Source organism: uncultured Campylobacter sp., assembly GCF_937973075.1.
In the GTDB taxonomy this organism is placed as follows: domain Bacteria; phylum Campylobacterota; class Campylobacteria; order Campylobacterales; family Campylobacteraceae; genus Campylobacter_B.
The window spans coordinates 86,935-109,772 of sequence record NZ_CALBWL010000065.1; the positions used below are offsets into that span (position 1 = coordinate 86,935).

General features: G+C 49.8%; 22 protein-coding genes. 7 read left to right on the plus strand and 15 right to left on the minus strand.

The annotated features are described in order from the left end of the window. The first annotated feature begins 27 nt into the window (after window positions 1–27). Entirely contained in the window at window positions 28–1,356 is a 1,329-nt protein-coding gene (gene hcp / locus Q0274_RS08945; protein WP_298029048.1) for a hydroxylamine reductase, read from the plus strand. A 721-nt stretch (window positions 1,357–2,077) separates the two neighbouring features. On the opposite strand, the gene Q0274_RS08950 is transcribed toward hcp, so the two are convergent. Together Q0274_RS08950 and Q0274_RS08955 are read right to left on the minus strand one after the other, a co-directional pair. Next, entirely contained in the window at window positions 2,078–2,215 is a 138-nt protein-coding gene (locus tag Q0274_RS08950; protein ID WP_298029050.1) for a hypothetical protein, read from the minus strand. Window positions 2,216–2,228: 13 nt separating this feature from the next. Then, on the minus strand, window positions 2,229–3,059 hold the full coding sequence (locus tag Q0274_RS08955; RefSeq protein WP_298029051.1) for a pyridoxamine kinase: 831 nt from the start codon (window positions 3,057–3,059) through the stop codon (window positions 2,229–2,231). Window positions 3,060–3,231: 172 nt separating this feature from the next. On the opposite strand from Q0274_RS08955, the gene menA reads away from it, so the two are divergent. Continuing rightward, window positions 3,232–4,134, plus strand: coding sequence for a 1,4-dihydroxy-2-naphthoate octaprenyltransferase (menA, locus tag Q0274_RS08960; RefSeq protein WP_298029052.1), 903 nt, complete (start codon window positions 3,232–3,234; stop codon window positions 4,132–4,134). Between the two features lie 76 nt (window positions 4,135–4,210). On the opposite strand, the gene Q0274_RS08965 is transcribed toward menA, so the two are convergent. Both Q0274_RS08965 and Q0274_RS08970 read right to left on the minus strand, forming a co-directional pair. Beyond that, window positions 4,211–4,498 carry a DUF2695 domain-containing protein gene (locus Q0274_RS08965; protein WP_298029054.1) on the minus strand — a complete coding sequence of 96 codons (288 nt, stop codon included), beginning with the start codon at window positions 4,496–4,498 and terminating at the stop codon, window positions 4,211–4,213. A gap of 369 nt (window positions 4,499–4,867) precedes the next feature. After that, on the minus strand, window positions 4,868–6,715 hold the full coding sequence (locus Q0274_RS08970) for an aryl-sulfate sulfotransferase (protein ID WP_298029056.1): 1,848 nt from the start codon (window positions 6,713–6,715) through the stop codon (window positions 4,868–4,870). A gap of 234 nt (window positions 6,716–6,949) precedes the next feature. Between Q0274_RS08970 and Q0274_RS08975 the strand changes: the two genes are divergently transcribed. Genes Q0274_RS08975 through Q0274_RS08990 form a run of 4 tightly spaced genes read left to right on the plus strand, consistent with a single transcriptional unit; the run spans window position 6,950 to window position 10,609 of the window. Continuing rightward, the gene (locus Q0274_RS08975; RefSeq protein ID WP_298029058.1) at window positions 6,950–7,606 is read left to right on the plus strand and encodes a thiol:disulfide interchange protein DsbA/DsbL; all 657 of its coding nucleotides are present in this window, start codon (window positions 6,950–6,952) and stop codon (window positions 7,604–7,606) included. An 8-nt stretch (window positions 7,607–7,614) separates the two neighbouring features. Continuing rightward, entirely contained in the window at window positions 7,615–8,238 is a 624-nt protein-coding gene (dsbI, locus tag Q0274_RS08980; protein ID WP_298029060.1) for a protein-disulfide oxidoreductase DsbI, read from the plus strand. Between the two features lie 39 nt (window positions 8,239–8,277). After that, on the plus strand, window positions 8,278–9,927 hold the full coding sequence (locus Q0274_RS08985) for a sensor histidine kinase (RefSeq protein WP_298029062.1): 1,650 nt from the start codon (window positions 8,278–8,280) through the stop codon (window positions 9,925–9,927). 1 nt (window position 9,928) lies between these two features. After that, entirely contained in the window at window positions 9,929–10,609 is a 681-nt protein-coding gene (locus tag Q0274_RS08990; protein WP_298029064.1) for a response regulator, read from the plus strand. A 327-nt stretch (window positions 10,610–10,936) separates the two neighbouring features. Here the strand turns inward: Q0274_RS08990 and Q0274_RS08995 are convergent, their stop codons facing one another. From Q0274_RS08995 to Q0274_RS09005, 3 genes are all read right to left on the minus strand, one after another. Further along, on the minus strand, window positions 10,937–11,587 hold the full coding sequence (locus Q0274_RS08995) for a thiol:disulfide interchange protein DsbA/DsbL (RefSeq protein WP_298029066.1): 651 nt from the start codon (window positions 11,585–11,587) through the stop codon (window positions 10,937–10,939). A 255-nt stretch (window positions 11,588–11,842) separates the two neighbouring features. After that, window positions 11,843–12,697: an aldo/keto reductase gene (locus tag Q0274_RS09000; RefSeq protein WP_298029068.1), complete on the minus strand. Its 855-nt coding sequence runs from the start codon at window positions 12,695–12,697 to the stop codon at window positions 11,843–11,845. Window positions 12,698–12,826: 129 nt separating this feature from the next. After that, window positions 12,827–14,599 carry an aryl-sulfate sulfotransferase gene (locus tag Q0274_RS09005; RefSeq protein ID WP_298029070.1) on the minus strand — a complete coding sequence of 591 codons (1,773 nt, stop codon included), beginning with the start codon at window positions 14,597–14,599 and terminating at the stop codon, window positions 12,827–12,829. 188 nt (window positions 14,600–14,787) lie between these two features. Between Q0274_RS09005 and Q0274_RS09010 the strand changes: the two genes are divergently transcribed. Next, window positions 14,788–14,997, plus strand: a complete 210-nt coding sequence (locus tag Q0274_RS09010) for a 4-oxalocrotonate tautomerase family protein (protein ID WP_298029071.1) — start codon at window positions 14,788–14,790, stop codon at window positions 14,995–14,997. A 97-nt stretch (window positions 14,998–15,094) separates the two neighbouring features. Here the strand turns inward: Q0274_RS09010 and Q0274_RS09015 are convergent, their stop codons facing one another. From Q0274_RS09015 to thiD, 8 genes are all read right to left on the minus strand, one after another. After that, window positions 15,095–15,376 carry a hypothetical protein gene (locus Q0274_RS09015; RefSeq protein WP_298029073.1) on the minus strand — a complete coding sequence of 94 codons (282 nt, stop codon included), beginning with the start codon at window positions 15,374–15,376 and terminating at the stop codon, window positions 15,095–15,097. 472 nt (window positions 15,377–15,848) lie between these two features. Continuing rightward, on the minus strand, window positions 15,849–16,610 hold the full coding sequence (locus Q0274_RS09020; RefSeq protein WP_298029075.1) for an SDR family oxidoreductase: 762 nt from the start codon (window positions 16,608–16,610) through the stop codon (window positions 15,849–15,851). A gap of 108 nt (window positions 16,611–16,718) precedes the next feature. After that, entirely contained in the window at window positions 16,719–17,201 is a 483-nt protein-coding gene (locus Q0274_RS09025; RefSeq protein WP_298029077.1) for a flavin reductase family protein, read from the minus strand. Between the two features lie 270 nt (window positions 17,202–17,471). Then, complete coding sequence (locus Q0274_RS09030; protein WP_298029079.1) at window positions 17,472–17,936, minus strand: hypothetical protein; 465 nt, start codon at window positions 17,934–17,936, stop codon at window positions 17,472–17,474. A gap of 21 nt (window positions 17,937–17,957) precedes the next feature. Beyond that, window positions 17,958–19,541: a tannase/feruloyl esterase family alpha/beta hydrolase gene (locus Q0274_RS09035; protein ID WP_298029081.1), complete on the minus strand. Its 1,584-nt coding sequence runs from the start codon at window positions 19,539–19,541 to the stop codon at window positions 17,958–17,960. A gap of 119 nt (window positions 19,542–19,660) precedes the next feature. Next, on the minus strand, window positions 19,661–19,831 hold the full coding sequence (locus Q0274_RS09040; RefSeq protein ID WP_298029083.1) for a hypothetical protein: 171 nt from the start codon (window positions 19,829–19,831) through the stop codon (window positions 19,661–19,663). Window positions 19,832–19,947: 116 nt separating this feature from the next. Beyond that, window positions 19,948–21,099, minus strand: a complete 1,152-nt coding sequence (locus Q0274_RS09045; protein WP_298029085.1) for an MFS transporter — start codon at window positions 21,097–21,099, stop codon at window positions 19,948–19,950. A gap of 582 nt (window positions 21,100–21,681) precedes the next feature. Further along, window positions 21,682–22,791, minus strand: coding sequence for a bifunctional hydroxymethylpyrimidine kinase/phosphomethylpyrimidine kinase (thiD, locus tag Q0274_RS09050; protein ID WP_298029086.1), 1,110 nt, complete (start codon window positions 22,789–22,791; stop codon window positions 21,682–21,684). Window positions 22,792–22,838: the final 47 nt, after the last annotated feature.

The following is a 22,838-nucleotide window of genomic DNA, read 5'->3' on the forward strand; positions in this document are numbered from 1 at the left end:
CAACTAAATTTTTTATAAAGGATTTCTATGAGCGACAATCTAGAGATGTTCTGTCATCAGTGCCAAATGAGCGCGCCCGAGGGCTGCGGCGCTAAGGGCCAGGACCGCGGTACCTGTGGCAAAAATTCCACATTAAGCCTGCTTCAAGACACTATGGTTTTCGGACTTAAAGGCCTTAGCGCCTACCGCCACCACGCGCACGAGCTCGGCGCCGATACTAGCGCGGTCGATACCGTTATGGCCGACACGCTGTATTTCACGCTGACGAACTCAAATTTTAACTTTGACGAGCATATCGCGCAGCTGATGGCCGTCGGAAGCGCGGGCGTGCAGATGATGGATATTTTAAGCGAGGCGCATACCGCAAAATTCGGCGTACCGACCCCGGTTAAAGTTAGCCAAAACAAGGTCGAGGGTAAAGCGATTTTGGTTAGCGGTCACAACCTGCACGCTCTTGAGGCGCTACTAAAAGCGACCGAGGGCAAGGGCATCAATATCTACACTCACTCCGAGATGCTTCCCGCGCACGGCTATCCGCAGCTTCGCAAGTATCCGCACCTAAAGGGCAACGTCGGCAAGGCGTGGTTCGATCAGACCAAGCTTTTCAACGAATTTAAAGGCGCGATTTTGATGACCACCAACTGTATCGTGCCGCTTCGCTCATCCTGTAGCTACGCAGACAGGCTGTTTGGCTACTCTATCGCGGGCACGGACGGCGTCAAACATATCCAAAACGACGATTTTACGCCGCTCATCGAGTGCGCGCTTGCGTGCGGCGACGTGAGTATGGACAGCGACGAGAGCTTGGTGACGGGCGGACACTACAAGACGATTTTGAGCCTCGCGCCGCAAATTTTAGACGCGATCAAATCTGGCAAAATCCGCCGCTTTTTCGTCATCGCGGGCTGCGACGCGCCGGGCAAAGGACGCGAGTATTACCGCGAGCTAGCGCTCAGCCTACCAAAAGACTGCGTGGTTTTGACCTCCAGCTGCGGTAAATTCCGCTTCAACGACGTGGATTTCGGAAACGTGCCCGGCACCGAGCTTCCGCGCTATATCGATCTAGGTCAGTGCAACGACAGCAACGGCGCGGTCAAGATCGCCTTGGCGCTCAGCGAGGCTACGGGCATTGCGGTAAACGACCTGCCGGTCTCGATCGTGCTGATGTGGATGGAGCAAAAGGCGGTCATCATCCTGCTTGCGCTGTTTAGTCTTGGCGTTAAGAATATCAACGTGGGCCCTACGGTGCCTGAGTTTTTCAACGACGAAATTTTGGGCTTTTTGGTGCAAAATTTCGGTCTTCGCCTAATCAGCGGCGACGCGCAGGCGGATCTGAAATACTTCCTGGGCGAATAAATTTCATAGAGAGGCAAATCGGGTAAATTTAATTCGGCAAAGCTCCGTTTTAATTTACCCTTTATATAGCGCTTTTAGCGGAGCTAGCCGATCCACTCCGCGGCTATTTTGCGCCCGACGCTCATATTTAAATTTCACGAGTATACATTCCTTCTTGTTTTAATATAATCTCGCCAAATGCTTAGAAAAATTTAATTAAGTGCTTTTTTTACACATTCAAATTCCAATCGTCTTTGCTATTACAATCCCTCTTTTTCTGTGTAAGTATTTATCTTATCCGTATCGCTGCCGCTTATAGTAACCGCTATAGTGTAGCCGTCTTGATGCTTGGTATCTCATAAAATTTTCCGTATCATCTCGTTTTTCGCTATCAGATATTGAAATTTAGTGCCGTTAAAATTTTAAATAAATATAGTATTTTCACAGGATTTTTAATCTGGATTTAAATATGGATTTTAATCTAAATTTTACTCATAAATTTTGAGATTATTTTATAAGTGCATGGCGCACGGCTTGTGGGAATAAAATTTTAAGCAGATTTTGTGCAAAATTTCAAAATGCAGCTCAAGCTCTTAAGCAGATAAATTCGCTGTAGCCTTGTGTTTAAAATTCCGCGCTAGTGATAAATTTCGCATCTGTACGTCGGTGCAAATTTTAAAATTCTATACAGGAGATAAAATTATAAGCCGTGCAATGCATGAATTCTAAAATTCCACATCGCCTATAAAATTCCATGCCTCACGACACATAAATTTTGAAATTTTAAAATTTCACGCCGCAGATAAAATTTAGAAATTTCCTTTTGCGGTAAAATTTTAAAGCTCTCCCACAAATCCTCTGTCCGCGCGGCGAGTTCCAAATCCGTCTAGAACTTAGATTTTCCTCACCAGCTCGGGAATTATCGCTTCGAAATCGACCCCTTCGTAGTCCTTGCGCTCCTCGTCGCTCATCGTCTCTTTGATCGTGCTGACGACGAAGTCCGCAGCGACTCGAACCGCCGTTTCCAGCGACTTGCCGCGCATTATCGCGCCGAAGGCTACGGCCGCGAAAATATCGCCGGTGCCGTTAAATTTGACCGGCAGCAGCTCGTGAAAATACTCATTCGTCCTGCCTGTGCGTGCATCGTAGCTGAAAACCCCGCACTGATCGGCAATGTAGCCGATGCCCTTTAAAATAACCTGTCTAGCGCCCAGCTCTCTAAGGCGCGCAAGCAGATCCATGATAAAATCCCTATCTGCGTCCTCTCGGTACGGCACCCCGGTGATCGCGCAGGCCTCGGTGATATTAGGCGTGATGACGTCGGCCTGGGCGCACAGAAGCGCCATCATGCGGGCAAAATCCTCGTTAAAGCCCGGATAAAACACGCCGTTATCGCCCATACACGGATCGACCAAAATGGTTTTGCCTGCGCCGCCGAAGCTCGCAAATAGCTCACCCATAATCTCGATCTGCGCCGCCGAGCCCAAAAAGCCCGTGTAGATGCCGTCAAACACTACTCCGCGATCTTTCCAGTGCGCCATAATCGCGCGTATCTGCGAGCTTAAATCGCAAAAGGTGTAGCCCGAAAAGCCCGTATGCATCGATAAAACCGCCGTAGGGATCACGCTCGTGCTCATCCCCATCGCGCTAAGTATCGGCAATGCAACGGTCAGCGAAACCTTGCCTACGCAGGATATATCTTGAACGGTAAGAACTTTTTTCATCACAATTCCTAAAATTTTTGGCTCTATTTTACCGCTATTTATATTAAAAAGGCGAATTTAAATAAAATTTACTCTACGAATAGTCTAAATTTATAATATTTTTGGCGTTTTTCCGCTAAATTTTAAGCTGGGTTTGCCGTAAATTCGGCGTATAAATTTAAAAAGGCAAAAAATGATAACCACAAAAGCTCTTTACGCATCCGCTCGCCTCAGATCGCTACCCCTTAGCGTCTCGGGCGTGTTGTTAGGCAGCGGCGCGGCATACGGCGCAGGCGTATTTAGAGCGGACATTTTCGCGCTGGCGCTACTTACGACGCTACTGTTTCAGGTGCTAAGCGACTACGCCAACGACTACGGCGACGCGGTAAAAGGCACCGACGACGATGGCAGATTAGGGCCGCGTCGCGCGATCCAAACGGGACAGATGAGCGCAGCCGAGATGAAATGCGTCATCGTCGCTACGGCGCTGCTTTCCGCGCTTTCTAGCCTCGCGCTAAGCGTTTTGGCGTTTGGCGAGCGGTTTTATCTCGTGCTTCTATTTTTAGCGCTGGGCGGCGCGTCGATATATGCCGCGATCCGATACACCGTGGGAACCGGCGCATACGGATACCTGGGGCTTGGCGATGTTTTCGTGTTTTTGTTTTTTGGCCTTTTGAGCGTGTTGGGCTCGTACTTTTTATACGCGCGATCGCTTGATACGGCACTGCTGCTACCTGCATGCGCGTGCGGTATGCTAAGCACCGCCGTGCTAAATCTAAACAATATGCGCGACATCCAAAACGACGCGCTCAAAGGCAAGCGCACGATCCCCGTTCGTATCGGACTGCGCGCGGCTAAGCGCTACCACTACGCGCTAATCGCGGGCGGAGCGGGTCTGATGCTTTGCTACTCGCTTTTACGCGGTGAGCCGGGCGTAAAACTACTCTACGTGGTAAGCTTTGCGCCGCTTATTCGGCACCTATTTTTCGTTTCGCGGGTGCGGGAGTGTCGCGATTTCGACGGACAGCTAAAGGTCGTCGCGCTCTGCACGTTTGCGATGTCGGCGCTGTTTTTCGTCGGGGAGATTTTGGGCTAAATTTAAATGCCGCGCAGATAAAAATTTACGAAATGCGATGCAGGGGCAAAGCCATTGTCTTTCTGCACATAGCACCTTACAATTCGAAGCAATCTTGCACGTTGCTTAGAACTTCGCAATCACAATACCCGCCGTTTTGCTCGCAAAAGTCCAAAACCGCCGCTTCATTCGATGCGCGGCGGGCTCGCAAAAACTCCAGCGTGAGCCTATGCGTGCCGTCGCAGTCGCGATGCGCCAAGCCCTCGTCTAAGAACTCAAATAGCCCCTCAAACTCCGCCCTACTCATCGGCAGGCTCTTTTCAAACACATCTCGCTGCCGCTGCGCCGTGAGCTTTTTGAGTTCCTTTTTTCTGGATTTTTCCACTATTTCTCCTTTGCTGCGCCGCCTTGCCGCATGGATATCCTTTGGGCGCATTAACCTCATATCCGTCGTCCCCTGCCCCAAGCGGCATGCAAATTTCATCCAAACCGTGCGCTAGCTCGTCTATACCGAAATAATGCTTATTAATTTTTAGCAGAGCGAAATTATAACAAAAGCGGAACGCGAAATCGCAAATCCGATGATTAAATTTTATCTAGAATAAAGAGCTATGTTTTCGGCTAAATTTTGCCGTACCGAGGGATAAAATTTAGCAAATTCGAATGAAATTCTATCGAGTAAATGTGTAGAATTTAACCATAATCTAAAACAAAAGCGGCCGCGTTCGAAATACGGCCGCTAAATTTTAAAATTTTACTTCTCAAACGCCTTTTCTAGGCTAAACGGAAACGCCTGATAGCCCATCGCGTTAGTCATTTTGATTTCGATTGACGGCTCTTTTGCGCCCCATTCAAACTCGTCGATGTGAGGGCTAGGCACGCCGACCGGGCGACCCTTGGCGATGTCAAACTGCATGCCCGCGACCGCCGAGTAAACCATCACGCTATCAAGGTCGTCTTGATACTGCGCTAGCGAAGTAACCGAGCTATACCACTCGCTGCCGCGCTGTTTGCCGTACTCCCAGACTTGCTCGACGGTTTTAGCTTTTTCGTCGATTTTATAGACGACCGCGCGGGAGTATTTCATACCCGCCATCGCAGGCTGCTCCATGCCGCGCGTGTCGCCGTTGTCAAAGACGGTGAGATACACTACGCCCTTTTTGGACTTGCTATCGATGCGAAATGCCGTATGCTGCGTCCACTGCCAGTCAAATCCGCCCTTCTCACTCTCATATCCCGGGCATTTTGAGTACTCGTCCTCGCAGACGATCTTTTTGCCGTCTTTATCTACCGGCTGGAGCAAGTAGTCCTTAAACTGATCTTTCCAGCCTTTGTGCGCGCCCATTATCCACTTGACTTTTTTGTCGCGACCGATCTTAATGACGGCGTCTTGGTGGCGGCTGGAGATGATGATGCTATCGTCGCTTGGATCATAATCCACGCTATTTACGTGCGCCCAGTTGCGTCCAGGGCCCGAGCCCACGATGTCGCCCCATTTTTCGTTCGTATCCATCGCGGCTAACTCGTCCGTGCTCGCGGTGTGGCCCGCCTTGCTAGCGTCGATATTTAGGCACACCGCACCCTGATCGAGCGTTTTTAGCACGATGTCGCGGTACGGATCTAAAATTTCATACAGCCTAAAATCATCTACGACGTTGCCGTCTCTATCGACCTCGACGATGACGTCGCGCACGGTGCGGACGTTTTTGCCGTCGGCGCGCTTATAGTTGGCGTTTGCCGCGCGGAGGAAATAATGCCCGTTTTGCGCAACGTCCATAGAGTGCGAGAAGTCGTTGTATCCCGCAGGTAGCTCGCGGTTAAAAATTTCGCGTCCCATTATGTCGTATTTTGCGTATCGCTGCCCGTAACCCCATGTCATCGCGCCGTCGTCGTTTTGCTTAAAGCCCATCATAACGCCCGCGCTAAAAGGCTGCTTGAGGTCGTAAATTTTACTCGGCTCCAGATACCAGCGCACTTCGCCCTTGGTGTCTAACACGAAGTTGTTTGGGCTGTAGTTCCACTCGATCGCGCCGCCTGCGGGGTTGTTCCACACGACTTTGGTGCCCTTGCCGGTTTTATTTACGAAGTTATTTACGTAGTAGAGGCGGTTAGCGAATTTCGCGCTCGGAGCCTTTACGACCTCGATTTTATCAAACAGCGCGCCCTTTTGAGACGGCATACCCGAGCTTTCTAGATAAATAGCAGGAGCGTAAATTTTATAGGTTTCTTTTACGTGCTCGGTTTGGCCCTTGTAAATTTTATCGTACTCGACCTCGACGGTGTTTTGATAGTCGGGATAGAGCCCGAAAACGGGGATTCCGCCGTGCGTGCGAAGGTGCTTATCGGCGACCTTATAGCTGATCGTCTGGCCGTCCGGCTTCGGCACGATGGTGACTTTCGCGTTTGCTAGCGTGTAGCCGCCGTTTTTGATGACCGCCGTTAGAGGCGCAATGTCGTATGGATTAACGACTACTTCGCCGATCTTGCCCGGGACGGCGTAGTCTATGTGCGCGCCGCTAGGTCCGCCGATAGCCAGCGCAGCCGTGCTTAGACCGCCTAAAAGCGCCGCAGCCAGTGCAAATGAAGAAAGAGTTCGCTTCATCTTATTCTCCTTTGAATTGATTTGATACCGTAATTTTAATCAACCTCGCTAACGTAGAAATCACGCGTTTATTAAAACTTGCTTAATTATAAAAAATAATTTCAAATTTTAGCTTTTGCGCCAAAATTTAGCCGAAATTCTATAAATTTAATCTAAAATTTATCTTAGCGTGAGTTCTGCGGCGGCGAGAGGATATAAAATTAACGCAAACAAAATCATTTTAAGGAGCATTCCATGAACCTACTTTCTAAATTTAGCAAAGGCTTTTTAGCCGTAGCGATGTTTGGCGCCCTTAGCGCGTCCGCATTTACCGAGGGCGAGGACTACGTAAAGCTGCAAAAGCCGCTACCAGTCGAGCAAAACACGCTAATTAAGGTCTTTAGCTACGCATGCCCGTTTTGCTACAAATACGACAAAACCGTAACGCCGAAGGTCGTAGAAAAGGTCGCGGGGCTAAAATACGTGCCGTTTCATCTAAAAACCAAGGGCGAATACGGCGAGGCAGCGAGTAAAATTTTTGCTGTCTTAGCCGTGATGGACGAGGAAAAAGGCGTAAGCCTGCTAGATGAAAACTCGCTGTTTAAAAAGGCTAAATTTGCCTACTACAAAGCCTATCACGATCAAAAGCAGCGCTGGAGCGACAGCAAGGACGAGGCTGCGTTTTTAAAGACGGGGCTTGACGCGGCGGGTATCAGCGAAGCGGACTATCAAAAAAAGCTGGAAGATCCGAAAGTCGCCGAACTGCTTAAAAAATGGGACGAGAGCTACGACGTAGCCAAGATCCAAGGCGTGCCGGCATTCGTCGTAAACGGCAAATACCTCATCATGACGAAGTCCATCAGCTCTATCGACGGCATGGCGCAGCTAGTAGAAGAGCTGCTCAAAAAATAGGGCGCGGCATGAAATTTGCGGAAAAAATAGCAAAATTCGCAGACAGCCGTCTGCCGTGGGCGATCCTCGTAGCAGTGAGCGTAGGGCTTGTTATCCTCGCGCACTCGCTGTTTCAAAACTACGTCTATATGCCGCCTTGCGAGCAGTGCGTCTATATCCGCTTTGCCTTTTTGTGCATGGCGCTAGGAGGCCTGGTCGCGATCATAAATCCTAAAAATTTGCTCCTGGCCGCACTCGGATATCTGCTAGCCTTTTGGGGCGCGATCCAGGGCATAATGTATAGCGTCAAGCTCGCCAAGATCCACGACGCCGTGCACGGAGACGATCCGTTCGGCGTGCAGGGCTGCTCGACCGAGCCGCACTATCCGTTCGGCCTGCCGCTTGAGCGGTGGGCGCCCGATTGGTTTTTGCCTACGGGCGACTGCGGCTACGATAATCCGCTAGTGCCGGAGGGCGTCACGCTAGACGGCTTTCAGAAGTATTTAGTCGATCTTTATGAGGACGGCTGGTATCTGATCCCATCAAGCAAATTTATGTCGATGGCGGACTGCACGCTGATAGGCTTTAGCGTATGCTTCGTCGTGCTTGCCGCGATGTTTATTTGCAAAATTTTAACTATCAAAAAAGCTTAAATCGGTCTAAATTTAGACCGATTTTGCTATACTGGGCGCATGAAAGCCTTACACGAACATAATTTTAAAATTTACTTCATCATCATTTTCGCAAGCCTTTTCGTGGTGCTTTTGGGCGTGAAAAACTATGAGGACGCCAAGGCGCAGATCACGACGCTCGCGGATAAAAACAAGATCGCCGCTAGCGAAAATATGGTGGGGAATTTCTCGTTTTGGCTAGACGAGCGGCTGCACTCCCTGGTGCGCGCGGCTAAATTTATGCAAAACGCAGACGCAATACGAGACGACGAAAAGCTCGGCGGCTTCATACGGCTTTTTAAAGAAAACTCCGCGGAATTCGACGCATTGCAGTTTTTGCGCGAGGACGGAGAAATTTTCGTAGACGGCAAGGAGCTAGGCGATGATGAAGCGATGCCAAAGAGCCTTCGCACCGGGCTTGTTTGGTTTGAGGAGACCAAAAACACGCTAGCGCCCACGGTAAATTTTATGCAGCGCCATAAAACTCTAGGCGAGCCGACGCTAAATTTATGCGTGCCCGTGCTGGACGGCGGCTCGTTTGCGGGGGTGTTTTGCGGCGTAGTGAAGCTGCAAAACATACTAAAAAATATGGAGAAATTTAAGCTAGCGCCAGATTCTTACGCCTTCATCGTCACGCACGGCGGCGAAATTTTAACGCCGATGAAGGATGCGGCGCTAAAAAAGCAGATCGAGGATAAATTTAAAGAGCTTTTCCTGCGGGGCGAGGATATCACAAACCTAAATATCGGCTCAAATTTCATCTCCGTCGCCGAGATCCCCACGCTAAACTGGTTCATCGGCGCAGGAACGGATAACGAAAAAGAGCTCGCCGCGCTGCTTAGCTCCGTGCTAAAAAACGCCCTCATCCTTCTTTTTGCGTTCGCGGCGCTGGCGCTCGTGGCAAATTTCTTGCATAACTTTATGTACTCAAAAATCAAAAACCTGCAAGACGACTACGAAGCCCTACTTAAGCATAAAGCCCGTATGAGCGAGGCGGGCGAGCTAATCAGCGGCATAAATCATCAGTTTATCCAGCCCGTAAATTCGCTAAATTTGATGATCTCAAGCCTGCTCATGCTGCAAAAAGACGGCAAGCTAGACGCCGCGACGCTAGAGCATATGCTGCAAAAAGGCCAAGCCGCGACCGTGCTTTTAAGCGACACGATCGAGATTTTTAGAAATTTTTATAAAAGCAGCGACAGCCCGCAAAAATTTAGCGTACAGCGCTGCATAAAAGACCTACTAAAGCTCATGCACACCGAGCTTAGCAAGGCAAACGTCGCGGTAAGCTTGCGCGAGTTTAAAGACGAAGAGGCCACACAGCGCATGGGCATCGTGCAGCAAATTTTACTCATCCTCATTCACAACGCCAAGGACGCGGTCGTGGAGCGATACAAAGACGAGATCGCCAAGCGGCAAGTTTTTTTGGACGTCAAATTTGAAAACGGCACTTGCAAAATATCCGTCACAGACTACGGCAGCGGCGTGAGCAAGGAGCTTCGGGATAAAATTTTGACCCAGCCAAAAACTACCAAAAAGCAAGGAAGCGGCATCGGGCTGTATTTTGGCAAAAAGCTAGCAAACGAAAAGCTCGCAGGCGACATCAGGCTGCTAAGCGCGGGCGATCCGACGACGTTTGAGCTAAGCTTTGAGATAAATTTAAAGGAGTGAGATGCAAGAGCATTTAAAACTGCTTAAAGACCTGAGCGTCCTCATCGTCGAGGACGACGAGATCGCAAGGGAGCTGCTAATAGGCGGGCTAAAGCCCTACTGCCTAAGCGTATGGGGCGCGGCAGACGGGCTGGATGGGCTGGAGCGCTTTAAAAAGCTAGCCCCAGCCGTCGTCATCACCGACATCCACATGCCCGCGATGAACGGCTTTGAGATGATGAAGGAGATGATGCGCATCAAACCCGCGCAAAAATTTATCGTCTTTACCTCCTACGACACCGACGACAACCTCATTAAAAGCATCGAGCACGGCGCGGCGTCGTTTCTAAAAAAGCCCGTCGATATCGCCGCGCTTTGTCGCCTACTCGCGGCTCTGACCTACGAAAAGGACGAAAAACTCGTGCGTCTGGGCCCGCAAACGAGCATAAATCTCGCCAAAGAAAAGATCTACAAGAACGGCGAGGAGATCTATCTATCATTTTTGCAAAACAAGCTCTTTTGGCTCTTTGCGTACAATCTAAACAAGCTCGTGAGCTACGAGATGATCGAGGAGTTCGTCTATGAGGGCGAGCAAACGAGCAAGGGCGCGATACAAAACGTCGTGCTGAGGCTGAAGCGGGAGCTGGGGGTTAAATTTAAAAACATTAGCGAGAGCGGATACATAATGCTAAGCGGCGAATAGTTTAAATTTGGCAGCTTGGCTCGCGAGCGTCTTTAACGGAGCTAGTAAAAATTTAGCTCGGCGGACTACCTTGTCCAGCCCACGCTAAATTTTTACGTCGCAACCCTTAAATCCATCTCGCGATACTTCGCCTTGACTTTTTACGTTCAAATTTTAAAGTCAAATTTTTAAATTTTAGCTCAAATTTTACTCGCCGAAACCCGTGCCTTGAAAACGTAAAATTTAGTCGTTATCGTGCCGCGCGGCTTAGCGATAAAATTTACTGGAAGCCCCGCGGCCAAATTTAACGCGGTGCATAAAACAAAATTTGCTTTGGCGCGGCGAAGCCTATTTCGCCAGCAGCTCTTTTACCGCGGCGACCATTTCATCGACGGAACCGAACGAGGAGGTGTTTAAGAGATACTTGCCGCTCACGACGAACGCTGGCACGCCTGAAATCACCGCGACCTCGTAGCCCGCGTCCCACTGCGTAAGCAGAGCCTGCGCCTTTTTGCTAGCAAGCGCCGCTTCGTATTCGCTCATGCTCACGCCGGCGGCATCCAGCGCGGTTTTGATAAACCTTTGCTTATCGCTACCGCCGCCAAAATCGTCCTTTTTGTCGTGGATCGCTTTATAAATCGCGAATTTCGCCTTTTTAAATTTCGACTCATCGCTTAGCAGGCTCACATCGTCCTTTTCATCAATCACGATGAGCGCTGCGAATATACCGCTCGCCGTCTGTCCGAACACGCCCTTGGTCTTTAGATGCCACGGCAAAAACTCCGTCCCCTCAAGCTTTTTCATTAGCTGCGGCGTAACCGTCCTGTCGAACGCATAGCAGTGCGGGCACTCGTAGTTAAAAATTTTAACGACGCTGTTTTTAGGCACGTTTAGCGGTTTTTGCAGCACTTGATAATTAACGCCCTCCTCTAGCGCGTTTGCACCGATGCCGAGCAGGCAAACGGCGGCTAAAGCTTTAAAAATTTTAGTGATTTTCATAAAATTCCTTTGCGGTAAATTTCAAAGATTGTATAAAATAAAGGGTAAATTTGAGATTAAAGCGGACAAAGGCAAGGCGGCTTCCCACAGAAAATATATAAAATAGCAGGCTACGCCATCACGCCGCTTGAGCGAGCAGGCTAATTTATCGCTACAAGCTCTATTTCTGATCTCGCTCAAGCTCAAATTTAATAGCAAGGATTGCACGCTCGCGGCTTAATTCTACAGCATGCAATCGCTTTACTTTAATAAATTTTACTTACCAAAAGCATGTATTATCCACTTTACGCGCTCGGCGTCTCTATGATCAAAAAATAGCGTCTTGCCTGTATCCAGCGCAGCAATGGCAGCCATATCATCAGGCGCAAGCGTAAAATCAAAAATGTCGAAATTTTGCCTCATTCGCTCTATTTTTACGCTTTTTGGAATGACGATGATGCCGCGCTGAATTAACCAGCGCAAAATAACCTGAGCTGAGCTTTTGCCGTATTTTTCACCGATACTGCTTAGCACGGCGTTTTTAAATATATCGTTTTTACCCTCGGCGAAGCTAGCCCACGATTCAAACACTATGCCGTAGCCATCAAGCGTGCGCTTTAACGTTTCACGCTGATAAAATGGATGGCACTCAAGCTGATTTACCGCAGGGATGACGCCGCTGTTTTCGCAAAGATCCACTACACGATCAGCGTAGAAATTGCTAACGCCGATAGAGCGGATGCGGCCCTCTTTTTTAATCCTACTCATCGCTCGCCAAGCGCCGTAAATATCGCCATATGGCTGATGAATGAGATAAAGGTCGAGGTAGTCAAGCCCTAGCTTTTTCATCGACGCATCGAATGCCTTTAGCGCGCGCTCCTCACCTGCGTCGCTGATCCAAAGCTTAGTAGTGATAAACAGCTCCTCGCGCTTTAACCCGCCTGCAAGAGTCGTCTTAATTGCTGCGCCTACGCTTTCTTCATTAAAATACGCCTTTGCCGTATCGATGCTGCGGTAACCCATGCTGATCGCATCCTCGACGCATCTTTGAGCCTCTTTCGGATCTACCTGAAATACGCCAAATCCTAAAATCGGCATCTTATTGCCGTCGTTTAAGGTTACAAATTCCATTTTAGCTCCTTTGCTAAAAAATTCATCTTATATAAAAATTTAAAATTTCGCACTTAATTTGCAAAATTCTATCCGCACCAAAGCGACAGGTTGGAATTTAAAAGCCAAATTTCAACCTATCGCGAAATTTTAATAATCAAAGATATTCGGATCGATCACCAGCGCGCGGTAGGCTACGTCGTCTCTTGACGCAGACTCCACGTCCATTTCAAATTTGACGTCGTTGCTCTTCGGATCGATCTCTACGAGTACCATTTTGATCGTCTTATCGGGCTTTAGCAGATAGACGTTCGAGCTTGAGATGAAGTACGTGCTTTTATCCTTTTGCCACTCCACGTTGCTAGTAACCGCGCTGTAAAAGTCAAATCCGCGCTCCTTGCCAAACTCCCACGTCTGCTCGACGGTGCCCTTTTTCTCGTCGATCTTGTACTCGACCGCGCGAGAGTATTTTTCCTCTTTTAGCGCAGGCTGCTCCATGCCGCGGCCGTCGCCGTTGTCAAATACGCTGATGTGCTTTACGCTACCCTTGTTGTCGTAGCGCGGAGTTAGCCACGCGGTGTGCTGCGTCCACGACCAGTCGAAGTCGCCCTCGCATTTTGAGTTTTCGCATTTGATTTTGTTACCGTTTTTATCCACGGGCACTAGCACTTTTTCTTTAAAGTCCGCGCTCCAGCCCTCGGGCGATGCGAGGATCCATTTTACTTTTTTGTCGCGGCCGATCTTAACGATGCCTTGGTGGCGAAGCGAGAGGATGATGCCGTCGTCGCTAGGATCGTGCGAGATCGAGTTTACGTGCGCCCAGTTGCGTCCCGTGCCGGTCGAGGTCACGTCGCCGAATGGCAGATCGTCGCTGATTTTGATCTCTTTGGCGTCCATGTCGATATTTAGGCACACGGCACGAGCGTCAAGAGCCTTGATGAGGTTGCTGCGGTAGACGTTTTTGCCGAAAATTTCATTCAGATCCCACTCGTCCACGACCTTGCCGCTGCCGTCCACTTCGATGATGTGATCTCTGATCGTATGCGAAATTCTGCCGTCAGGATGATGGTAGTTATATTTACCGACGCGAAGCAGCAAGTGATCGCCTTTAAGCGGCATCACCTCGTGGCTAAGGTCGATGTAGCCGCGCGGCAGCTCGCGGTTATACACCTCTTTGCCCATCATATCGTAGCGCATATATCGCTGCGCCATACCCCAGCTAAGATCGCCGTTTGGCAGCTGATGAAAGCCCATCATCATGCCGCCGTCCATCACTCTTCGCTCGCTGCGGTCGTAAAATTTCTGATAATCCAGATACCATCTGACCTCGCCCTGAGTATCGACGACGAAATTTTCTGTGAAATCATTCCAGCTAGCCGCGCCGCCGTTTTTCCAATCAAGCGGCTTATAAACGCTCGTGATGGTGTTGTTGATGAGGTAGAGCCTGTTTTTAAACGCGGGATCGACCTTTTTAACCTTCATCTTTTGCATGTGGCTAAATCTATAATCGCGGCTATACGTCACGATCGGCTGAGCGTAAATTTTATACTTTTCGACCTTCTTTTCGCCGTTAAAAACGTAGCTTACTTCGACCTCGTTTAGATAGTCCGGATACAGCCCCCAGATCGGCACGCCGTCGTGCGTCAGCAGCGCATGCTCGGAGACGTTATAGGCGATATCGATGCCGCCGTTAGGTTTGCCCAGCACCCGCACGTGGATATCCTTGATGTCCTTGCCCGCCCTATCGATGACGGCAGTCAGAGGCGCCACGTCGTATGGGTTGATAAACACCGAGCCAAGCTCGCCCTGGGTTTTTACCTGATGCGCCAAAACGCCCGCACTCGCCGTCTGCGGCACCGCTATAAACGCGCCGCTTGCCAAGGCCGCAGCCAAAACGATAGAACCGAAAAAATTCTTACGCATATTCGCTCCTTTTGGGTAAATTTATTGAATTTTACTACTACCAAGTCACACAATAATCATACTAGCTTTAAATCAAATTTAAAGTTAAATTCTAATATATCTACTTAAATTTTAGAACACAAGCGAGACGGGTAACAGTTTAAAATTTGATATAATTAGCCCTGCTTTATCAAATTTAAGGAGAGAAAATGCCATTCGTAAATATAAAAGTAGCCGCTCCGGAGCCTACAAAAGAGCAAAAAAAGCAAATCATCGCCGAGATTACGGACACGCTAGCACGCGTATTAGGCAAAGACCCAGCCGCAATACTCGTGATGATCGAAACACTCGATATGGACAGCATCGGTAAAAGCGGTCTAAGTCTTGAGGAGATCAAACAAAATAAAGAGAAAAAATGAGCGAATTTTTATAGGATTTTGAGCCAAAATCACGCTCGCAGCGCACACTATTTGCGCCATCAAGTAGTCTAAATTTATCGAACGAGCAGGTAGCAGTTTAAAAAACGCCGCAGCGATCTGCTCTATCGGGCGAGTGTCGAATCTCTCGCCGAGGATTAGCGGCGGAAGCGATCTGGAGGCTGTCAAAGCCGAGCTCGCTCACGCGCCGCTCGATCTGCCCTTTGGCGCGCAGATAAAAGCTTGGCGAACCTTCGCTCGCACCCGGAGCTGATACGAGCACGAAGCGCTGCACGCCCACTGCTTTGCCCCACTTTGCCGCTGCATAGACGTAGTCCACATCCACGCGCAAAAACGCTTCATGCGAACCCGCCTGCTTCATCGTCGCGCCAAACGCGCAAAAAATTTCGTCAAATTTATGCGGCGCGATATCCGAAATGCTCTCAAAATCAATGATCCGCGCGCGAAGCTTAGGACGGCAAAAGCCTATCTCGCGGCGCGTCCATACTTCTACCTCATCGTAACCCGGGCTCTCGCAAAGCTAGCGCACCGATTCCCTACATACGACGCCCGTAGCGCCTAGCACTAAGGCGGATTTTCCCATTTTCACTCCTTAAATTTCTTTAAATTTTAACGCGCTTTGGGGTCAAATTTAGCTCAGGCGTGCGTTACGCGAAATTTTATACCGCATATCGTCCACACGGCGCGGCTCATCGTGCGATCTATAAATGCGTAAAATTCAAAGGCGCCTGCCTGCGCAGCTTGTCGCTACGAAGCCAATCAAGTCCTGCCCGCACGTAAAGAAGCAACTTAACAGCGCAAGCTATAAGTGAGCTTGCGCCTCGCCCGATCCGCTATTTGGCGGCTGCTATATAATTAAATTTCGGTTCGCTAAGTTTAAATTCGAAGCTAGCCAAATCCACCTCTCCGATGCATGCATCGCTATCGTAAAGCGTGAGCAAAAATTCTGCCGTTTGTTCGCTGCTGTGGTATTGCGAAAACGCCGCATCATAATCAAATCCGCGCTTTCCCGAAGCTACGTCGCAAAACTCGCTTTTAGTCGCGGCGGGCGCTAGAATTTTAGCCTGCATTTTGGCCTCTTTATCCTGCGCCAGCTCGTGGCGCAAACCCTCAGTGAAAGCACTTACGAAAAATTTTGTAGCACAATACGGCACGACGCCGGGCGCCAGAAAATAGCCACCCACGGAGGAGATGTTTATCAGCTGAGTTTGTTTGCGTTTGTAATCTCGCACAAATAAGCTCGAAAGTATCGCGAGCGCGGTTACGTTTAGATCTATCATTCTTACCGTTTTTTGTAAATCCTGCTCTCCCACTAAGCCAAAATCCCCAAAGCCAGCGCTATTAATTAGCGCCTTTAGCTCGTAGCTTTTTAGCTCGTCCCAAAGCGCTAAGACGTTTTCGCTGCGCGCAAGGTCGCAAATTTTAATAACGACGTCCGATTTGGGCGCGATCTGCGCGATCTCGTCCTTTAAGCTTTGCAGAAGCTCCGCTCTGCGCGCGATTAGGATCAAATTTTCTCCGCGCCTCGCAAACGCCTTTGCCGTAGCCGCTCCGATACCCGAACTCGCGCCCGTGATGACGATATATTTTTTCACTTTTTATCCTTTTTAGATTCTTTAGTTTGAAATTTTATCGAAGCTCGCCGCGTATTCACGCGTGCGCTCGTCTTAAATTTACAAATTTGCCGGCATTTTGCGAGGTGCTTACTCGCCGCTTATGGGCGTGCGCTTAGTGTCCACCGCTTTGCCGTCTAGATAGTACCGACCGCCGGCGACGTAGTGAAGCGTTTTCAGCTCGTCAGGAACCTTTTCAAACAGCCAGTGTCCGCCGTCAAAGACTCTCTCGTCCGCATACGCCGCGACGACCTCGCCGATGAAAAGATCATAGCTCTGCTCATTGTGAGGCTCGGGGATACGCTTACAAACGAGCCATGCCGCGCAGCCCGCGATCAGCGGTACGCGGGAGTCATCTTGATAAAAAATTTCCACGTTTTTCATCTTGTCCGCGTTATCAAAGCGCGAGTTGTTTTCGGCGCCAAGCTCGCTAACCAGCTCCGCCTGCGCGGCCGTGGGGATCTGCACGGCGAAATACCCGCTCTTTTCGATGAGCGTCCTCGTGTACGAGCCGTTGTGCGGCACGATGGTAACCTTGTCATAATCAAGCGCCTGTGCCCACGTTATCGCCATCGCATTGACGTCATCGCCGTATTTGGCCGATACGAGCGTGGTCGCGCCCGGGTTTGGGATATGATTTTTGTAGATCGACTTTGATGATAGCCATTTTTGCTCCTTTGATTAAATTTTATCGGCGGCAGATACCGCAAATAACCGAATCGGCTCGGTATTAATTTGCCCTAAATTTAAGCCTTAGGCTCTACTAGATCGGCTAAACCTTGGCGCGCTTGGATTAAATTTCTCCGCAGCGCGCGAAATTTGGCGGGTTTAAAATTTCACCCGCTATTTTCTGCGGATCTTATAGCTATTGCCGCTTTTTAGCAGCGAAATTTTGCCGTCCTTCGAGACATAACCGCCTCCCTTTGCGCGCAAGATCACGCTCTCAGGCAGGCTCGACCAAAAAATTTCGACCCTGCTTTTATCCGCGGAAAATATCCCGTAGATCGCGAGCGTGGCGTTATCAGGGTCGTGCAGCCTCACGTCCGCGACGTCAAAAACCTGCACGCAGCCATTCTTGATCTTTGAAAAGCTCTGCCCTGCGGCGACTAAGCAGCCGTGCTCGTCCATGCCGCCGCCTACCATCGGTCCCTGCACGGCGGGCACCTTGCAGACGCCCTCGCTCGTGCCACAGTCCGCAGCCGCGCTTTCGCTTCTCTTATCCGCCTCCTTGCCTATCTTTGCATCGTGCGCCGCGCAGCCGCACAAAAGCGCCGCCGCAAAGGCCGCGATTAAAATTTTACCTCTCATCTTTACTCCTTTAAATAAATTTTATCTGCACTCAAAGCTACTCGCGTTATTTTCGTCGCCGCCTACGTAGGTAGCCACTTTAGGATACGCGCAAATCGGAATCTGCTTGCCGGCGCGACTCGTGCTTTTACCTAGCAGGCTAGATGGAGCCGTTCCCTGCTCGCGCCACGCCTCAAGCGCGCTTAGCGGATCGACGTCATCGATGCCGTTACCGCCGCCGCAGTGATTCATCCCAGGCAAGGCAAAAAATCGCGCAAACTCATCCGCGTTCGCGTTCGTTTCCGCTAGCTTTTTAAACCAATCGCGCTGATCCATCGCCGAAAACACGGGATCAGAGACGCCCGTTACGATGATGAGCTTACCGCCGTTAGCGCGGAAGCTATCAAGCTTAGTCGAAATCGCATCGTTTATCGCTGCGGTCTCGGACGTTCGCTCTACGTCCTTATCAAAATCAAAGCTCATCAGATCAAACTCCGGTTGCGGCGGCGTCAAGAAATAATAATTCATTGAGCCCTTTGAGAGCACGATATTTCTAGCATTTGGCTCGGCGCTTTGCGAGTCGCCAAGCTTCCACATGCGCCAGCCGGGCTGATTTACCCCCGCGTCGTAAAACCAGCCGCTGTAAATTTGCTCGCCTTTGCTGTTTTTTGCGCCCTCAAAAATCGCCTTTATCGCAGAAATTTTATCTTTGGGCAGATCAAGGCCACTAGGATCAAACTCGCAACTTTCCCAAGCGCCGATGATGCCGTCTTTTAGGCCGTCGAGCGCGTCGCATTTATCTAAAACCGCCCTGCTTAGCTTATCCAGATCCTCCTGCGTAAGGGCGTTTGCGAAAATTTTATCTCCCGCGGCATTTTTAGGCGCGATCTTCATTAATTGCTGATTGTCCCACTGCTCCGCTATCGCCGCGCGAGAAAGCCTAAAGCCCGGGTTTGCCGCGATTACGCCGTCGAATTCGAGCGGATACCTCTGCGCCGCCATCAGAGCCGAGCGTCCGCCGTTTGAGCAGCCCATAAAGTAGCTGTGCGCGGGCGCTTTTTTATACGCCGAAAAAACCAGCTGCTTAGAGACGCTCGCGACCTTGCCGATAGCCTGATACGCATAATCCAACCGCGCCTGTTGCTCAAGTCCGAACTCGGGCGTAGGCGTAGGGTGTCCCGAATCGGTCGCAACTACCGCATAGCCCCTCATAAGCGCGGGCGTTGCGGTGCTAGTGCGGATAGGCACGGCGCCAAGAGCCGGCGCGACGAAGCCGTCCAAGCCGCCTCCACCCTGAAATAGCAGCTTGCCGTTCCAGTCGCCCGGCAAGCGCAGCTCAAATTTTATGCCGTAATGCTTGCCGTCCGAGCCCGTGCGCGAGGCTATCTCGCCGTGAATTATACAGTGCGGCGCGGCTTTTAGCGTCTTTTTGGCTCCGCCGGTTAGCGCAGACATCTTATCGGCGCCGATTTCGCCGCTTTGATTCCAGATCGCTTCACCGATCTTTGTATCGTAAATCTTTGCACCTTTTAGCGCCGCGCAAGCCCGCTCGTCAAAATCGCTCGCAAGCGCCCCCTGCAAGCCCAAAGCAGCTGTAAAGGTTGCAACTAAAATTTTATATTTCATTGCCGCTCCTTTTGAAATTTTATTAATGGTAATTCTAACATAAAAATTTATCGTGATTTTACTGCGTTTATAAAAAATGATGGAATTCCGCACTAAACGGGGCGGAATTCCAAATTTAGCTAGAAGAGCGAAGCACTCGAGCGGTCCGCGGGATCGGGCTCACCCGTTACGCGATTTCGTAGATCGCGACGAAATACTTCGATCGCCCAAAACCAAACCGCGTGCCCGAAAAATTCCGAAACAAACTCATACCACGGAAGCTGAAAAAGCGGCAGCGTGATGCAATGCACCGCGATATTTACGACGATGCCAATGCGGCGCCCTGAAATAGCGTAATTTTATGAAATATCTCGGCAGCGAAGAGCGAAGTATACTTAATTTTAAATTCTGCTATTGTTGCGGAGCATTAAATTTCACGCGTGCCCTTAAAGTTTGCACGGTAAAAAATCAGCAGCGCGGCGGCTAACGCGGCAAAGCCGCAAAATAGCCCTTGGTAGCTTAAATATTCAAGCGCCTTGCCACCTACGGCAGTACCGATACCACCTCCGAAAAATATTGCCGTGCCTATGATCCCAGAGGATAGACCTTTGGCGGAGCCGCAACGAAGCGCTGCGCTTGCTAGGACCGACTGCGCGCAAACATAGCCGAATCCCAGCAAAAACGTCCCTACATATGCGGTAGCAGCGAAGCAACTCGCCAAAAGGCACAGCGCCGAAGCGGACGCCAAAAAGCCGAGGGATAGAATTTCTTTTGGCGGCAACTTCTCTTTTAAATATCTGGCAGCGTTTCCTGCCAAAAAGCAAGCGACGCCGTAAAGCATAAGGCAGGCTCCGGCAAAATTTGAGCTCAAGCCCAGCTTTTTAAGTAGATAAGCGCCTATGAATGAGTACGCCCCAAGCACGATTACGCCGTTACATAAAGCCAAAAAATAGCTTCTCAAAAGCGCAGCATCGCCGCGCAAGCTAGCTAGGGATTTTACGAAGCTCTCGCCTTTGCTTTTCGGAGCGTCTTTGAAATTTAGCGTAAATAGTGATACGAAAGATACCGCAGACAGCGCAGAAAAGGCTAAAAATATCTCCCTCCAAGAAAATCTAGCCACCGCCCACCCGCCTAAAGCCGCACTCAGTCCCTGCCCTAAAAATACCGAGCCTAGAAATATCGCTACGATTTTTTGTCTATCCTTATCGTCATATGCATCGCCTATAACGCCGAGGCAGACGGCGATTATACCCGCCGCCGCGCATCCCGTGCAAAAACGAAATAAAACAAGCCATGCTAGACTTTTTGCGGTGGAGCAAAGAAGCGTAAATATCGCCAAAAAGAGCATTAGCAGAATTAAAATTTTACCTCTGCCGTAGCGATCGCTAAGATGTCCGTATACCGGCTGAAGTAAGCCGTATGGGATCAGATATGCCGTCAAAACTGTGGAGGCGGCGCTTACCTGCATCCCAAACGTATCTGCGATGCTAGGCAGCAGTAGCGATGCGATCCAGTTATCTGCGGCAGAGATTATCCCTGAGGCGATGATTAAGAGTAGTAGTCCTTTTTTGCAGCGCATTTTAAATTCCTAAATTTACGTAATTTTAGCCATTATAACTCTTTTGCTAGAAAATTTGGAATTTTAGCAAGCCCTGCGAATATAAGACGGCGGGCATAGATCGCTAAGTTCGCAGCGGGGGCGCAATGCTGCGGCAAGTATAGCGCTATGGTCGGCATACAATGATGCGTCTACCTTATAGGGGTGAAGGTAGGCGGTAACGTGAGCAGTGAGTGCATGACTAGTTTTATATTTCTAACTCTTTTTTCGCGTATAAAGCCTTATGAGAAATAACGCAAATTTAGCAATGCCACGAAGCAAAGCTATAGCATAAGGCAAATAAGGAAAGCCCTAACTTGCAACGCAACCCTACAATAAAATTCAAAAATTCTTTAAAATTCTACGCGGATTATGATGCCTGAAAATCAACTAAAATTTTAAGCGCACTACTCCCGCAACACGCTTTTTAGCCACGTAATCTCATCATTTATAACAAGCCGCAATGAACCATTTGTATATAATTTTGTGCCGCTAGGTTAAATTTAATAGCAGCGGAATTTTGGAATTTTACGAATGCGGGGATTTCAACGAGCGCTTGAAATTTTAGTCTCGAGAGACGATTTTGATTTCGTTCGCGCAAGATCCGTCAAAGTCCGCGCCGAAGGGATCTTGGACCGTAAAATAATGATCTATTGCGCCGCATCCGTGCCCGATCTGCTCACCCCAGCCCAGCGCCCTGCGCACGAAGCCCTTGGCATGGACGACGGCTGCGGGCAGGCTAAGCCCCGCCGCCAGCGCGCACGCGATCGCGCTTGAGAGCGTGCAGCCCGTACCGTGGGTGTTTTTCGTAGCTACTTTGGATGCGGAAAACTCATGAAATTTGCCGTTTTCGTACAAAATATCGATCGCTAAATTTGTCAAATCCCCTCCCTCGCCGCTCGGTTTAAAACCAGCGCCTAGGGAGGCTGCGGATAAATTTTGTTCAAAAGAAGGCTCCGTGCTCGCCGTTAAAATTTCACATTCGCTAGTAAAATTTTCCTCCGCGAAATCCGCGCTCTTCGTCGAGCTCGCAGAATTTTCGCGTGCGCCATTTTCGCCCATCTCGCGCAATAAGACTTTAAAATTTTGCGCCGTATCCGCCGCGCCCGCTTCCGCCGCAATGCAAGTCGCGCTCGCGCCCGTCAGATCGCCGCCTTTAATCAAAATCGCGCCACCGAAAAACTGCGAAATTTTAACTGCAGCAGCGCGCATATCGGCTAAGCTTAAAATTTTCATCTCCGCCAAAACCTCTGCTTCGCGCACGTTGGGCGTGATAATCTCCGCGGCGGGGGCGAGCTTATATTTTAGCGCATGCAGCGCGCTTTGTTTCATCAAAACTCCGCCGCTAGTAGCGACCATCACGGGATCTAAAACGACGTTTTTCGCGCCGTGCTTGCCCAGGCTCTTTGCGATGGCTTCGGCAACCCCCTCATTGGAGATCATTCCGATTTTAACGGCGTCCGGAAAGATGTCGCTAAAAATCGCATCGAGCTGCGCCTCCACAAAATGCGGCGAAACGTCCAACACGCCGAATACGCCGCGCGAATTTTGCGCCGTAAGCGCCGTAATAGCGCTCATAGCAAACATCTTATGCGCGCTAATCGTCTTGATATCGGCTTGGATGCCGGCACCGCCGCCGCTATCCGAACCCGCGATAGTAAGAATTCTTTTCATAAAAAGCCTTTAAAATTTTAGCGCGATTATATCGAAATTCCGCTATA

Excerpts from the sequence above, each read along its gene's own strand:
- hcp (WP_298029048.1), top strand. The coding sequence starts at position 28 with ATGAGCGACAATCTAGAGATGTTCTGTCATCAGTGCCAAATGAGCGCG.
- Q0274_RS08955 (WP_298029051.1), bottom strand. The coding sequence starts at position 3,059 with ATGAAAAAAGTTCTTACCGTTCAAGATATATCCTGCGTAGGCAAGGTT.
- menA (WP_298029052.1), top strand. The coding sequence starts at position 3,232 with ATGATAACCACAAAAGCTCTTTACGCATCCGCTCGCCTCAGATCGCTA.
- Q0274_RS08970 (WP_298029056.1), bottom strand. The coding sequence starts at position 6,715 with ATGAAGCGAACTCTTTCTTCATTTGCACTGGCTGCGGCGCTTTTAGGC.
- Q0274_RS08975 (WP_298029058.1), top strand. The coding sequence starts at position 6,950 with ATGAACCTACTTTCTAAATTTAGCAAAGGCTTTTTAGCCGTAGCGATG.
- dsbI (WP_298029060.1), top strand. The coding sequence starts at position 7,615 with ATGAAATTTGCGGAAAAAATAGCAAAATTCGCAGACAGCCGTCTGCCG.
- Q0274_RS08985 (WP_298029062.1), top strand. The coding sequence starts at position 8,278 with ATGAAAGCCTTACACGAACATAATTTTAAAATTTACTTCATCATCATT.
- Q0274_RS08990 (WP_298029064.1), top strand. The coding sequence starts at position 9,929 with ATGCAAGAGCATTTAAAACTGCTTAAAGACCTGAGCGTCCTCATCGTC.
- Q0274_RS08995 (WP_298029066.1), bottom strand. The coding sequence starts at position 11,587 with ATGAAAATCACTAAAATTTTTAAAGCTTTAGCCGCCGTTTGCCTGCTC.
- Q0274_RS09000 (WP_298029068.1), bottom strand. The coding sequence starts at position 12,697 with ATGGAATTTGTAACCTTAAACGACGGCAATAAGATGCCGATTTTAGGA.
- Q0274_RS09005 (WP_298029070.1), bottom strand. The coding sequence starts at position 14,599 with ATGCGTAAGAATTTTTTCGGTTCTATCGTTTTGGCTGCGGCCTTGGCA.
- Q0274_RS09010 (WP_298029071.1), top strand. The coding sequence starts at position 14,788 with ATGCCATTCGTAAATATAAAAGTAGCCGCTCCGGAGCCTACAAAAGAG.
- Q0274_RS09015 (WP_298029073.1), bottom strand. The coding sequence starts at position 15,376 with ATGAAGCAGGCGGGTTCGCATGAAGCGTTTTTGCGCGTGGATGTGGAC.
- Q0274_RS09025 (WP_298029077.1), bottom strand. The coding sequence starts at position 17,201 with ATGGCGATAACGTGGGCACAGGCGCTTGATTATGACAAGGTTACCATC.
- Q0274_RS09030 (WP_298029079.1), bottom strand. The coding sequence starts at position 17,936 with ATGAGAGGTAAAATTTTAATCGCGGCCTTTGCGGCGGCGCTTTTGTGC.
- Q0274_RS09035 (WP_298029081.1), bottom strand. The coding sequence starts at position 19,541 with ATGAAATATAAAATTTTAGTTGCAACCTTTACAGCTGCTTTGGGCTTG.
- Q0274_RS09045 (WP_298029085.1), bottom strand. The coding sequence starts at position 21,099 with ATGCGCTGCAAAAAAGGACTACTACTCTTAATCATCGCCTCAGGGATA.
- thiD (WP_298029086.1), bottom strand. The coding sequence starts at position 22,791 with ATGAAAAGAATTCTTACTATCGCGGGTTCGGATAGCGGCGGCGGTGCC.